Source organism: Flaviaesturariibacter aridisoli, assembly GCF_004343705.1.
Lineage (GTDB): Bacteria > Bacteroidota > Bacteroidia > Chitinophagales > Chitinophagaceae > Flavisolibacter > Flavisolibacter aridisoli.
Genome location: NZ_SKFH01000055.1, coordinates 1 through 13401 on the forward strand (window position 1 = coordinate 1; position 13401 = coordinate 13401).

Annotated in this window: 11 protein-coding genes; 7 read left to right on the plus strand and 4 right to left on the minus strand. The window is 50.8% G+C overall.

The features are described from left to right. Nucleotides 1-494: hypothetical protein (locus E0486_RS17835; RefSeq protein ID WP_131854307.1), on the minus strand; the 494-nt coding region annotated here is incomplete at its 3' end. A 161-nt stretch (nt 495-655) separates the two neighbouring features. Next, the gene (locus E0486_RS17840; protein WP_131854309.1) at nt 656-1717 is read right to left on the minus strand and encodes a tyrosine-type recombinase/integrase; all 1062 of its coding nucleotides are present in this window, start codon (nt 1715-1717) and stop codon (nt 656-658) included. A 135-nt stretch (nt 1718-1852) separates the two neighbouring features. Between E0486_RS17840 and E0486_RS17845 the strand changes: the two genes are divergently transcribed. The 7 genes from E0486_RS17845 (at nt 1853) to E0486_RS17870 (ending at nt 11994) form a co-directional block, all read left to right on the plus strand. Continuing rightward, nucleotides 1853-2140 carry a hypothetical protein gene (locus E0486_RS17845; RefSeq protein WP_131854311.1) on the plus strand — a complete coding sequence of 96 codons (288 nt, stop codon included), beginning with the start codon at nt 1853-1855 and terminating at the stop codon, nt 2138-2140. Continuing rightward, nucleotides 2137-2547: an E2/UBC family protein gene (locus E0486_RS17850; protein WP_131854313.1), complete on the plus strand. Its 411-nt coding sequence runs from the start codon at nt 2137-2139 to the stop codon at nt 2545-2547. Before E0486_RS17845 ends, E0486_RS17850 begins: the two co-directional genes overlap by 4 nt. A gap of 1 nt (nt 2548) precedes the next feature. Continuing rightward, the gene (locus tag E0486_RS17855; protein WP_131854315.1) at nt 2549-4006 is read left to right on the plus strand and encodes a HesA/MoeB/ThiF family protein; all 1458 of its coding nucleotides are present in this window, start codon (nt 2549-2551) and stop codon (nt 4004-4006) included. Continuing rightward, nucleotides 3999-4364 (plus strand): ubiquitination-like system serine protease family protein, encoded by a 366-nt coding sequence (locus E0486_RS19410; RefSeq protein WP_484488977.1) that lies wholly within the window; start codon nt 3999-4001, stop codon nt 4362-4364. The genes E0486_RS17855 and E0486_RS19410 overlap by 8 nt, the downstream gene beginning before the upstream one ends. 237 nt (nt 4365-4601) lie before the next feature. Continuing rightward, nucleotides 4602-5792: a M48 family metalloprotease gene (locus tag E0486_RS17860; RefSeq protein WP_131854317.1), complete on the plus strand. Its 1191-nt coding sequence runs from the start codon at nt 4602-4604 to the stop codon at nt 5790-5792. 35 nt (nt 5793-5827) lie between these two features. Further along, a complete protein-coding gene (locus E0486_RS17865) occupies nt 5828-11224 on the plus strand; it encodes an AAA domain-containing protein (protein ID WP_131854319.1) in 5397 nt (1798 codons plus the stop codon). 59 nt (nt 11225-11283) lie between these two features. Continuing rightward, nucleotides 11284-11994 (plus strand): ion transporter, encoded by a 711-nt coding sequence (locus E0486_RS17870; protein WP_131854321.1) that lies wholly within the window; start codon nt 11284-11286, stop codon nt 11992-11994. A 202-nt stretch (nt 11995-12196) separates the two neighbouring features. Here E0486_RS17870 and E0486_RS17875 read toward each other — a convergent pair whose 3' ends face one another. Both E0486_RS17875 and istB read right to left on the minus strand, forming a co-directional pair. Further along, on the minus strand, nt 12197-12508 hold the full coding sequence (locus E0486_RS17875) for a hypothetical protein (RefSeq protein ID WP_131854323.1): 312 nt from the start codon (nt 12506-12508) through the stop codon (nt 12197-12199). A gap of 239 nt (nt 12509-12747) precedes the next feature. Next, a partial coding sequence (istB, locus tag E0486_RS17880; protein ID WP_131853905.1) for an IS21-like element helper ATPase IstB occupies nt 12748-13401 on the minus strand: 654 nt, incomplete at its 5' end.

Genomic DNA, 13401 nt, shown 5'->3' on the forward strand with positions numbered 1-13401 from the left:
GTGCCGGTGGAGAGCAGCGGCACCGAGTAGCGGTTGAGGGTATCGCCGCCTACGTTGACCCCATTGATGGTCATATACCAGTAGCGGTAGCCGGTGGTGGAGTCGGTCAGCGGGTCCACCGCCGTACTCCGGTTGTAGAAGCTAAAGGAGGTGATGGTGGCCCTATAGCCCGGCTTTACCTGGAAGGTGAGCGTCATGGAGGCGCCGCCCGTGGGGGTGACGGCAAAGCCCAGGGCCGAGTCCATGGAGGGGCCCGAGGTGACCGGCGAGGGATAGCTCACGAACACACCGGAATAGCCGGGGGTGGACAGCGTCCACTTCGAGGAGTCCAGGTAGGCGCTCAGCGTGTTGGGGGCAGCCGAGTAAGTTGTGGAGCTGCCTGAAACCTGGGTTTTGAAGCCGTGGCGGTACAGCTCGATGGGCGAGGAAGGTGAGCCGGCGCCAGCCAGCGGAAGCGGCCCCGGGAGCGGGTATTTCCGGCCCGGCATCTGCATGCCAAAGGGATAATAACTCCACGACTATTCCGTGCCCACTGGCACTGATTTAGGCTTTACCGGGAAAATACGAGAAATCGCGGGAAAACACGGAAAAAGCCCCGAAAAATTGTTCGGGGCTTTTCGGGAAAATCCGTGAAATCACGAGATATCTCGCGAAATCAGGCCGTTTTCCGGGCTTCCGGTGCGAGCAGCTGGAACGCTTTCCGGATGTGTTGGTTGACGTATTCCTGCGCAATGATTACGTAGCGATAAAACTCCTTGCTTCCAGGAGCGTGCCCGGATATTCTCCGGACAGCCAGTTCCGGAACGCCCAGGATCAACAAAGTCGTTATGGCTGTCCGGCGCATCGTATGCGCGGTCACCTGGTCGGCGAAAGTCTGGGTGTTGCCTTCCGGACAACGCTGCTCGATCATTTTTCCGCGCCGCGACCGCATTTTAGGCAAGGGCTGATTCCAGCCTGCTCGCCGGCAGAGATCCTTTACCTGTTTATTCATATTAGTTGAGGATAGACGTGGTAGCAGGAAGCGGCCTGTTGTTGCCCGGTATTTGTCCAGAATGGCTTCCAGGTAGTCGGGGAAAGGAATCTGAACCGCCGTGCCCGTCTTTTGGGTTCGAAGATTTAACGTCCATCCCTGCTGGGTCGATACCAGATTCTTTTTCTGTAAGGCCATCAGATCACTGTAGCGAAGTCCGACGGTACATCCGAACACAAACAAGTCTTTTGTGCGACGTAGGTGCCGGGGCAAATTCTCGTGGAAAGCCTGATCGTAGATAAGAAACTGCAGTTGCTGCGGGGATAAAATCACCGGCTCGATCGTTGGGCTCGGAACCTTAAACATAGTATGAAACGTTCCAATCGGTAGTTGTTTGTCCTGAGCGATGTAATTGAAGCAAGCCCGGAGTGTTTTCAGGACAGACGCGACGTAATTGTCGCTGTGTCGCTTCTTCGTGTAAAGAAAGTCGAGAAAATGGCGCAAAAAACGTTGCCAATAACGTTTTTCCTTCTGCAGCTCGGTTATTCCCGGCCGTCCCATTACAGCGATCCGGACCGGCTGGCCGTCCAATTCTTCGAATTGTTCCAGTAATTGATACACTTGTTGGTACTGCCGGATCGTGCCCGGCGCCAATTTCTTTCCCGGGTAGCGAAGACGGTGGCCTTTTTCAGATTTGGACGAGAATTCACGGAAAAGGGGGAGGAGGTGGGTGGTTTTGGTGGGCATTTTTCGAGAAGATATGCGCTATGCTTCGGAACGGTCAATTAGTTAAGCTGCCGGAAAATACGGATGTGTATCCGTGTTTTTTGGACTGCTAATAGTAAGCCTTGTTGTCTAAATTGGCATCCTAAAAAATAAGTAATGAACGACGGAAAGAAGAATGAAGCAGCCAACGGTCCGGATGCGGGCAAGAAAAAATACAAGTTTAAAATTGAGAACGAAGTACACGAATGGCCTAAGCAGCACATTACTGGAGCTGAGGTAAGAGCCGTTCCTCCTGGCATACCTGAGAACATGGACTTATTTGTAAAAGAGAAGGGGAAAGTCGGTCGACTGGTTAAGGCAGACGACTCGTTTGACTTGGATGAGAGTAGCGGAATTGACAAGTTTTATTCCCAAGAGTCTAAATCAACACCTGGCAAGGCATGAGTCTTTTATTTGATGAAGATTACAAATATCTGAACGAGTCAAATCTGAGGTATTCAGAAGATGAAAGTGGAAGGATGCTTGTGATCCATAATTACCCACTGCCGGAAGGGATGTATATGGCTGGTGGCGAGCCGATTTCTGAAGCAGAAGTGCTTGTTATAATACCGAGCAATTATAACATGACCGGTACTGATATGCTGTGGACGTACCCGTCTTTGAGCCGTGCAGATAACGGACCGTTGCCAAATGTATGTGCAGTCGGAGGTGGAGATAACAGGCGGTTTCAAGGAAAGGAATTTTGCCGTTGGTCTCGACACTACGATGCAAAGTCTTGGCGAGCCAAAGTCGACAACATTAGAAAGATTTTAGATCGAATTGAATGGGCACTACAAAATCCGTCACCTTAATATGCAAGGCCACCGTATTACTTTGCTGAAGTCTATCGAGTCTCGTTTAACAGTTTGGCTAAACGGACATCCCGACGGTCACGAACGCGGGGCGATTCTGCTATTCCGAAGGTTCTCGAGGCCGGTCAAAGGTTTTAAACAGTCAGATCGATTCGTTGCGGTTGAGATGATCGAAATGTCTGATGATTGGGTATTAGACAGTTCTAGGACGCATTTGACAATAAATATGCGAATGTTTCCCGAGGTCTATCATCGGTGCGAGACATTGGGCTTAGAGCTAGGCTTCGTCCATAGCCATCCTGAGGGATGTCTTTTCTTTTCTGAGAGAGACGACACAAATGAGAGGAATATACTCCATGGGGTTTCTGGATGTAACGGCAAGGCTTCTTTTTTGGTTTCCATGGTTCTTTGTGAGGGGAAATGGATCGCACGTGCGCGAAGAGGCTACAATCCTGCCTTAGTCATACAAATTCGACATATAGCAGTAATAGGCGATAGCTTAGAGTTGTTTTCATCTGGGGGCTCTGCCCTAAATCCAACATTGGAACGGCAGGCAGCTGCTTTTGGAGCACCTTTCAATCGCATGCTACAGTCTCTTCGAATTGCAATAGTTGGCTTGGGTGGAACTGGCTCGCCTGTTGCAACGCTTCTAAGTCGGTGTGGCGTTGGTGAATTAATTTTAATTGACGGTGACCGGCTCGAGAAATCCAACATGAACCGTGTCCGCGGATACAACGCAGAAAGTGTCGGTAAGAAAAAAGCAAAGAGGCTTAAGAAGTTTATCGATAGCCTAGGATTGTCATGTGAAACAATTTGCATTGCTTCGAACTTGCAGGATTCGCCAGAAGCTATTGATGCCATCTCTTCGGCTGATGTCATTTTCGGATGTACGGATGATGCAACAGGGAGGGATATCATAAACCAATGTGTGTACTATTATGCACAAGCTCTTATTGATCTGGGCATAGCTGGCTTTGTGGATAAAGATCAAATAGGAACTGCATATCTGAGGGACTATAGAGCGAGGGTGAGTTGCATTCTGCCGGAGTCCGGCAGTTGCCTAAGGTGTCAAAGGGTTATTAACGATGATATGATAAAATATGAAGAGGAAGTGAAAAGACGACCTGAGCTCCTCTTGCTTGATGCGGAAACGCTTGAACGGGAGTTCTATATCCGTGGTGGCCAAGCTGGGGCGCCTGGAGTAGGGCCGTTCACGAGTGCAGCGGCAGACTATGGGGTGGCTACCCTTTTCGACTTAATCCAGCCTTTCCGAAAGTTTCCAGAAGATGTTCTGAAAGATAACATTTGGCTTGACTTCTTGCATATGAGCATTTATAGCAATGGGCCTGACGACAATCCCGATTGCATTCATTGTAGAGATAAAGTTCTGTTACTTAAAGCCGAAGGAAAGTACAGACTGGGATATCCCGCTTTGGGAGAAATTGTAGAAAATGCATAAGTTCCTCAAATTGTTAAACCGGCTTTTGAGCCGGAAAAGTTCGTCAAGTTTGAGACGAACGAGATACCCAGTTCGGTTTCATGAATTAAGAATCGTAAACAAAACTCCTACTAATTCAGAAGTCGGAGAGCAAGATTTTATCGTTGTTAAACATAACGGTAATTTGATGTGGGCGCTATTTCAATGCCCTTGTGGATGCAAAGACATCACAACATTGTCTTTGCAGACTATACATGCCAAACGTTGGCGAGTAACCTTGTCTCAGAATAGGCGACCTAGCCTAAGCCCGTCTGTAGCCCGGATAGTTGGTTGTTTTAGCCATTATTGGATCGATGATGGAAGGGTTTATTGGTGTTAGTATTGAGCTTCTCTAAGGGGATTCCTTTTCCTAAGAGATAGGAGTGGTATGACTAAGGAGCTGAAATGTAGGGAGCTGGCGTCGACATGTTTTATTACTTCTTCGCTTCGAGGGAATAAGGCGCAGTCCTGCAAAAGGCTGTTCAAATGGTGGGTCAATAAGGTTGTCCGGAAACAATATTTCCTTGTCTCACTTGGTTATTTACAGTAATTTAAGCCGATCAAATCAACTGTATTTATGCTGTCTCCATTAGTGTACCACCAAGTGGCCACCGATTACTTCCGGCGGAATGTACCAGTTTGGACCTTTTTTGCCAATCCAACGCACCAGGCAGAGCAGTTACAGGATTATAAAATCAACTTGCTGAAAAGCACCTACCAATTCGATAAGGAAGGCCACCCGCTATTGTTCCAGCAGCTCGAAGTTACCAAACAGGCACTGGGCTTGTCGATTCCGATTTCCATTTACCAGGCAGAAAATGCCGGAGAAATGAACGCATCGATTGTCTATGTAAGCGGCGAAGCCCATGTTGTTTTTACCGGGAAGATCCTGGATTCACTTTCTCCGGACGAGCTACTGGCTATATTAGGACATGAACTGAGTCACGTGCTCCTATATCAGCAACAAAATGGGGATATCGAAGTAGTCGATCGCATTGTATCGGCCATCGGCGCCCACACGGACGCCACCCCGGCCCACTATGAAACCGCGCGCTTGTTCCGTCTGTATACCGAAATCTATTGCGACCGCGGGGCCTATCAGGTTACAAAAGATCATCGCCCGATCATTAGCTCCCTTGTGAAGATCGCTACAGGGCTTCAAACTGTTAATGCGGAGAGCTTTGTTAAGCAGGCCGAGGAAGTCTTTGCCAATAACGCGCTCACCAAAACCTCCGGAGTCTCCCATCCGGAGAATTTCATCCGCGCCCGGGCCTTGTGGCTTTGGCACGAAAAGGGACCAGAGGCGGAACCAGAGATTCAGAAAATGATCGAGGGCCATACCGGGATCGACGAGCTGGATCTATTCAAGCAACTTCAGATAGCCGATCTTACCCGGAAGACGATTCTGGCCCTGTTGCAGGAAGAGCGGTTCCGCACACCACCAGTTCTGGCGCTTGCCAACCAGTATTACGGGAAGCTGTCTGTGGATGAATCGGTGGATCCAGCCACCTTAGGCCCGGCCACCGAGCTGCTGCATCCCAGCTTAAAGGACTATCTGGGTTACGTACTTTACGATTTCGCGACAACGGATAAAGAACTGGGCGATGTCGGGATGGGGCGCTGTTTTCAAATGGCTGATGAACTGAAAATTGCTGATGCCTTTGCAGCGGCCGTAAAAAAAGAGCAAAAGCTGACGGATAAGAAAGTCTCCACCTTACGCAAGAATGCTCTGAACGCCTACCAGCAACAGCTTGCTGGTCAACTCTAAACCAACCCTTCACTCCATTCGACAACTCTTATAGTATGTTGCCCGTTACCACCTTCCAACAATACCTGCAGTCGGCTTTCACCACCGGACCGCTTTCCACGGACGAAGTCATCGAATTCGTTTTGCCGCTTTTTGAGGAAGTACTTGGATTCCATGAAGCCGGCCAGGTGGGTTCCTTTGACCGCCCGGAAACCGTTTTTCTGACCGACGGCCGGCTCGATATAGATGAGAACTTTACTCATGATCCTTTGTCGGGTTGGGAAGCGGTACAAAAGCTGCTGGATGCCGAAGCAATCCAAGGCTATGAGATCACCGGCCGTGTCCTGGTCAATCTGGATCTGACAACGGCAACCAGCAGTGTCAGTAATCTGGAGGTGCAAATGGAGGATGGGCAGAAGTTACCGCATCCGGCCTATTTGCCGGGCTACCAGTGCTATGAAATGTTGCTGAAACACCATGACGCCCGGACTGATATTTTTTGCCTGGGGTTGATTCTGGGCAGCGTGGTCATGGGGTTGAATCTGTACCGGCGCGAGGATTTAGATCGGTTTGCGTCCTACCGGGTGCAGCCGGCCGGCCTGAATCCCCGGATGCATCCTACTATTTGTGCCTTGGTTACAGAAATGACCGAGCTCGACCGCCGCAAGCGCAGCGTCGATTTGGGCGAAGTGATTCAACGTCTGAGAAACTACCGGGATTACGACCCTCAGCGAAATACGGACCTTACGGAGCTCGCAGCGACGCTAACGTCAAAGACCTCGGACCGGAAGGGATTCATTCTTTCCAAGCTCCGAAACCGGCTTTTCGACACCAGCCGGCGCAACCGCTTGCTTTACTACAAGGCCAATGCGCGGTTTGTGAACCTGACGGTGAGCAGTGTCCCGCTCGTACTACACTACCAGAGCATCAATCCCCAGCTGCTGTTCACCTGGAACGATGAAATTTCCAAACTGATCATCAAGCAGTCGGACCTTGCTTTAAACAAGTATTTGCGCTTTGAAGATCATCCCTATCTGAATTCGCAATTAAACGCCATCCGTCACCAGTCGGAAAACGACAAAAAGGAGTTCGGCTTCAGCCAATTGAAGCTGGTAGTGGCCTTTCTGCACTGGCACAACCTTAAAGAAAATGCGCGTGAACGGATTCAGAGCCCGCTGCTTTTGCTTCCGGTCGAAATAGAGCGAAAGAAATCGTTGAAAGAAGAGCGATTTACCCTCAAGATTAAAGACAATGCGGCGATCATCAACCCGGTTCTGGCCAATCACCTGAAGGACCTCTACGGAATTGTCTTGCCCGATAGCATCGATTTCGATGATATCAGCATGGAGCAGTTTTTTGAAATGCTCCAGGCACAGATCGACGCTGCCAGGCAAGGCGTGAAATTGAGCTACATCGATAAGCCGCGGATCAAGATCGTTCATACCGTGGCCCGGCAGACGGTTAATAACTACCGGAAGCGACTGAAGCAGAAAGGCACTCCGACATTTCACCAGGTAGAATACAGCTATAACGAGGAGAACTACCGTCCTTTAGGACTGGAGCTATTCCGGCAGCGTGTGGAGCCCAGGCTCAGCACACTCGAGTTTTTACTCGGCAATCTGCCGCCGGCAGCATCAACGGCTAATTTCGCGGCAGAAGCGGCGGCCCTGAAAAGCACCTTTCAGCTCACGGACGGTGATGAAAACCCCTATCATTGGGACTTTGACATTTGCAACATCGTTCTCGGCAATTTTAACTACAAGAAAATGAGCCTGGTGCGTGATTATAACGCCGTGGCAGAGGGTGGTGTCGATCATAATGTGTTTGAAGAGCTTTTCAGCAAGCACCCTAAAGAAGCGGTAGGAGAGGCGATCAACAATAATCCGGCCGAGTGGTACCATGTCGTTTCCGCAGATCCTACCCAATCCAAAGCGGTACTGCAGGCGCGGACGGGAAAAAGCTATATCATTCAAGGGCCTCCTGGAACCGGAAAAAGCCAGACAATCACCAACCTGATTGCCGATTTTATGGCAAGAGGGAAGACGGTGCTGTTTATCTGTGAGAAGAGGGCTGCCCTTGACGTGGTATACTACCGGTTGCAGCAAAGCCAGCTTTCTGAGCTTTGCTGTTACATTCACGACAGCCAGGCGGACAAGAAGGAATTCATTAAAGACCTACGAACGGTTTATGAGGACTTTTTAAAGAACAGGATGGACCTGGCTGCCGTGATGGCGCAGCGTAATGATACACTCCAGCGGCTGTTGCGTCATGTGGACGTATTGAAGCAGTACCATACTGCGCTCACCAGTGTGCCTGTAGAAGCAGGCGTTCCGGTGCGGGGACTAATTGAGACCCTGATCCAGTTGAAGCCCCACCTCCCAGGGAAAGATGTTGAGGGAGAGGAACTGCCGGTTTACCGGAGCTGGGTTCAGTTCGGGAGCGTGATTACTGAATTAAGCGACGCCCTGGATAAGTCCGGAGCAGAAATTTCGATCGCAAAACATCCGTTCCGCAATCTCTCCAATACGCTGGTCCGAAGCGAGAACCCATTCTCGTTGTTGGATAGTTTAACCGGCAGTGCGACCAATGCGATCAGCCGGCTGGTTGAGGTTGTTTCTCAGAATAACATTCCCAAAGAGCATGCAACCGGGTTAGAGCAGATAAAAAACCTGATCGAAGACTCACTCGTTTTGGAAGGATTAGCGCGAACCGGGAACCTGAAGCTGGTTGATCCCAATACATCCGAGGCCCGGAAGTTCGAAACGGAATTGGAAGAGTACCGGGCTCTCCAGAAGAGTTACCAGGAGGCGGTTCACAAGAACGGCAAATGGCGGGATAAGTTTGAGAAGGACGAAATAAGCGACGCTTTGGCAATCGCCCAAAAGTTCGAAAAATCGTTCTGGAGGTTTTTTAACGGCTCCTGGCGCCGGCTGAAAAAGCAAATGGAGCAATCCTACGACTTTAGTGCTCATAAGCTGAAGCCTGCCTACAGCCAGATCCTGCAATTGCTTCAGGATGAGTATCGGGAAGGGGAGAAGGCTGATCAATCCCGCACCTCCATACAGGGCCGCTACCGGGTAGATGATATTGAGTCCGTATACAACAGTATTACCGTGCTTCGCCAAAAGCAAGGGGACAAAGAGGTCGACTTTCTTTTGGCACACCCACGCTCCAATGAGCTGGTGCTGCAGTTAAGCAAGCTTCATAATACGCTGCAGCAGCTGGAAGTCCAATTGGCGCAGTGTCTTTACGAATTTGAGGGAAAGTCGGTTCAGCAGATAAGCGACGAGTTGACCACCATTTTGGCAAATAAGCCAGCTCTGAAGGACCTGCTGCCTGCCCTTCGTAAGTTTTCCGAATTGCCTGCAGACCTGCAGGGACTGTTGCGTCGCCTTCCGCTGACGCCTGTGCAAGCTCAGGCCGCCATGGCCAAGCGCACCCTCGAGGAAGTGTACCGAGGGAATCTCGCGTTTGGCGCCGCCAGCCAGGCTACCCTGCAGAATTCCGTACGCGAGATCGAATCCGCGTATCACGAGCTCTTACAGTTGAATAGTACGCTCATCCGGGCACAGAGACGTCAGTTGTTTTTGACTCATTACGACATCAGCAATGCGTCCGCCACAGTGCTTTCGCAGGAACAAAAGATCTTCAAGAAAGAATATTCCAATGGCCGACGGATACTGGAACATGAACTGAGTAAATCGACGCGTTACAAAAGCATACGGGAATTGGCTTCTGGTGAGAGCGGGAAGGTGCTCCGGGATATCAAGCCAGTTTGGCTGATGAGTCCGCTGAGTGTAAGTGATAGCCTCCCGCTCGACACGTCCTATTTTGATGTCGTCATATTCGATGAGGCCAGCCAGATTACCCTGGAAGAGGGGATCCCGGCCTTGTTCCGGGCGCCCCAGAGTATCATTGTGGGAGACGACAAGCAGATGCCTCCCAGCAATTTCTTCAATGCAAGGAGCGATGATCCGGAGGATCTGGAGGCTGTAGAAGGGGAGACGGAGGATGAGATCCTGAGTGCCGATGCCGATAGTCTCCTGGTGCAAGGTGCCCGAAAGCTGAACGGGACCATGTTGAGCTGGCACTACCGCAGCCGGCATGAGGCACTGATCAGTTATTCGAATCACGCTTTTTACGATGCCGGTCTTCTGACCATTCCCGACCGGACCATCCAAAGCCTGGAGAAACCCTTGCTCGAGGTGAAGTCGCCTGAGGAAGGTGCCGCAAACGCCGGAAGACTTCTTAGTGGCAGTATCAGCTATCATTACCTCGCGCAAGGCCTTTATGAGGCGCGGAGCAACAAGAGCGAAGCGCGCTATATCGCACAAATGGTCCGGAAGCTTCTGCTGGATGGTGCCCCGGAAAGTATTGGGATCGTTGCCTTCAGCCAGGAGCAGCAAGGCGCTATCGAAGAAGCCATCGACGAGCTGGCGCTTGCCGACAAGCCCTTCGAGGAACTGCTGGAGAAGGCTTTTGCCCGCAAGGACGAGGGCCAGTTTACAGGCCTGTTTATCAAAAACCTGGAGAATGTCCAGGGCGATGAGCGGGACATCATCATCATGAGTGTTTGCTATGGCTTTGACAGCAATGGAAAGATGCTGATGAATTTTGGGCCCATCAACAAGAAAGGCGGGGAAAAGCGTCTGAACGTCATTTTCAGCCGGGCCAAAAAGCACATGGCAGTTGTCGCCAGTATCCGGCACCAGCACATTACCAATGAGCACAACGACGGCGCGAATTACTTTAAGCGTTTTCTGCACTATGCGGAGATGGTCAGTACGGGCAACCTGCGCCTGGCGAGGACCATACTGGACGGACTGGTCAAATCTGATGGGAAGACGCAGCAATCGGAAGCCGGATGGACAGGCTTAGTTCAGGAAATAAAAGTGGCATTGGAGCGGAAAGGATATAAGGTGGATACTATGATTGGGCAAAGTACATTCAAGTGTTCCCTGGCTGTCCGGGAAGCCGGGTCCGTAAGTCATTACAAGCTTGGGATACTGGTTGACGACAGTGCACACTACCAGAACGGTGACTTGGTCGAACAATATTACCAGCGTCCGGCAATACTGAAAAGTTTCGGATGGGAGGTGATAACCGTCTTTGCTAAGGACTGGTGGGAATCCCCCGAGGGCGTTTTGCAAAAGATTACCGGCAAGCTGGAAGGCAAGGAGTCGGAAGGCAAGACGGAAATCCCCAATCCTGAACCGAAACCTGCCAAGGAGTCCGACAAGCCGTTTGCGGAGCTAATTTCAGCCGATGGTGCCCGCTTTTGGCGAATTATGCAGGCTGGTGCCCAACTTCAGGTAACAACAGGAAAGATGGGCACTGCAGGCCTGGTGCAGCTCTATGCCTATGGAAGTGAGGCGGAGGCAAGCGTGCAGCTGGATACTCTTGTTGAGAAGCAATTGGCGGAAGGGTATTCAAAAACGACAGCTATTTCCTAATTCAAGCCCGTCCTGTAAATAAATCCATTCGACCGGGGACAGATAAAACGCAATTGGCTATGTATGCTGTAGTAAAGAGGCGGGTTTATACCTTGTTGGACCCTGTGGAAATAGACAGCCCCTGGGAAAAGTGGTTTGACGGGATCGTTGTTGCTCTGATTTTTGCAAATACGCTTGCCGTCATACTGGAAACTGTGGAATCCTTGAGCCGGCAATATCGGGCCTTTTTCAGTGGGTTTGAGTTGTTTTCGGTTCTTTTTTTCACTTTCGAGTATCTCCTGCGCCTCTGGTCCATTACCCATCATCCAAAATACAGGCACCCGATCACAGGCCGGCTGCATTGGATGCTGAGCTTTGGAGCCCTGCTTGACCTGTGTGCTATTCTGCCTTTTTATCTCCCCCTGTTGTTTGCCTTTGACCTTCGGTTCATCCGGATGTTGCGCCTGGCGCGGTTACTGCGCTTCTTCAAATTAGGAAGATACATCAGGGCGGCCCGGGTGATACGCACGGTATTCTCCGAAAAGAAGGAAGAATTGACGCTTAGCCTCCTTATCACTTTTTGCCTGATTGTAGTCGCTTCCTGCGTTATGTATTTTGTGGAGCACGACGCCCAGCCGGATAAGTTCTCAAGTAGACCGGAAACGATGTGGTGGAGTGTCGCGACTCTGACAACGGTTGGTTATGGCGATATGTACCCGGTTACCGCGCTCGGTAAAACAATAACGGCCGTAATTTCCATCCTTGGCATTGGCAATCTTTGCGTTACATAGGGCCGTGTTAGCACACATAGATTCCCTAAGTGAGAGCTGTATCTAATTGCATTTTCTATTAGATAAATTCGAATACTTGCTAGCCCTTCCCAACCTCGTAGGCAATGAGTGCTTAAGTATGGGCTAACCCAAGGGCAAATCAGCAAAGCATAAGGGGCGCTAAGTTGTAAGCGGGACAAAATTTTACGGGTCAGAGCCTGATTTATAGGGCTTTGTACCAAATCGCTTCGAGGTCCGATTTGGAAATGCCCAGAACGGACTGCGCTTTCGCTTTTGAGACCTTTGACTCTTTTGCTCGAAGTTGTGCTAACTCGGCCTCTATTTTTACAAGGAAGGCAGACTTAAAGCACTGCTGATACTCTTTCTCTGCAAGGCGGGCTACCGTGTAACCTACGTAGTTTTCTTCCCCTCTTTCTTTCACCAGAGACAGGGCGAAAGTTTCTCTTTCTTTGGCTTTCTTTAAATCCAGATATGCTTGATTTTGCAGAACTTCCTCGACGAGGTTGTCGGTCACCTCTCGCTGATTTTCCCTCATTTCGTTAGCTTGCTGAAATCGCTGACGAATCCTGTCTGCATGCGCCGTTCAAACTGACCACCCTACGCCGGAGCAAATTGACCACCTGATATCGTGGCGGAGATTCGGCACATATTACTGGCGCAACTAATTTGAGCAGGCATCTTTTGGCGGTTAGGTAATGTGGTTTATTCGGGGCTGTTTTTAGGCTCCCTTCTTCATCAAATTTACGGGTTCTCTCAACTAGTGGTGGCTGTCCTTCGTTTGCGCATGGACTCTCCTTTAAGTTCCACGCGGTGAGCGGCATGGACGATGCGGTCCAGGATGGCGTCGGCCACGGTATGTTCGCCGATGATGTCGTGCCAGCCCGACACAGGTACCTGCGAGGTGATGATCAGCGAGCTCTTACCATGGCGGTCTTCTACCAGCTCCATCAGTGCGTTGCGCCCTTGAGCATCGAGGGGCTGCAGGCCAAAGTCGTCCAGGATCAGTAGCTGCTGCCGCTCGATGCGGGCTACTTCCTTGAGGTATGATCCGTCGGCTTTACTCATTTTCAGGCGCGACAAGAGCTTGGGCATGTGGTGGTAGATCACCTTGTAGCCACAGGCGCAGGCATGGTAGCCCAGGGCGGAAGCCAGGTAGGACTTGCCCGAACCCGTGGATCCGGTAATCACTACAGGTTCTGCCTTGTCGATAAAGGTGCAGGCCGCCAGCCGTTCCACTTGTAACCGGTCCAGCCCACGGCCCTCGCCGTAGTGCAGTTCTTCCAGGGAGGCGCGGTAGCGGAAGCGGGCGAGTCGGATGCGCTGGTCGATGGAGCGGTTCTGCCGCTCGTCCCACTCGGCCTGTACCAGCTCGTGCAGCCACTCATCCGGGGTAAGGGTCGTTACCCG

Coding starts and splice junctions, on each gene's coding strand:
- E0486_RS17840 (WP_131854309.1), bottom strand. CDS start 1,717: ATGCCCACCAAAACCACCCACCTCCTCCCCCTTTTCCGTGAATTCTCG.
- E0486_RS17845 (WP_131854311.1), top strand. CDS start 1,853: ATGAACGACGGAAAGAAGAATGAAGCAGCCAACGGTCCGGATGCGGGC.
- E0486_RS17850 (WP_131854313.1), top strand. CDS start 2,137: ATGAGTCTTTTATTTGATGAAGATTACAAATATCTGAACGAGTCAAAT.
- E0486_RS17855 (WP_131854315.1), top strand. CDS start 2,549: ATGCAAGGCCACCGTATTACTTTGCTGAAGTCTATCGAGTCTCGTTTA.
- E0486_RS19410 (WP_484488977.1), top strand. CDS start 3,999: ATGCATAAGTTCCTCAAATTGTTAAACCGGCTTTTGAGCCGGAAAAGT.
- E0486_RS17860 (WP_131854317.1), top strand. CDS start 4,602: ATGCTGTCTCCATTAGTGTACCACCAAGTGGCCACCGATTACTTCCGG.
- E0486_RS17865 (WP_131854319.1), top strand. CDS start 5,828: ATGTTGCCCGTTACCACCTTCCAACAATACCTGCAGTCGGCTTTCACC.
- E0486_RS17870 (WP_131854321.1), top strand. CDS start 11,284: ATGTATGCTGTAGTAAAGAGGCGGGTTTATACCTTGTTGGACCCTGTG.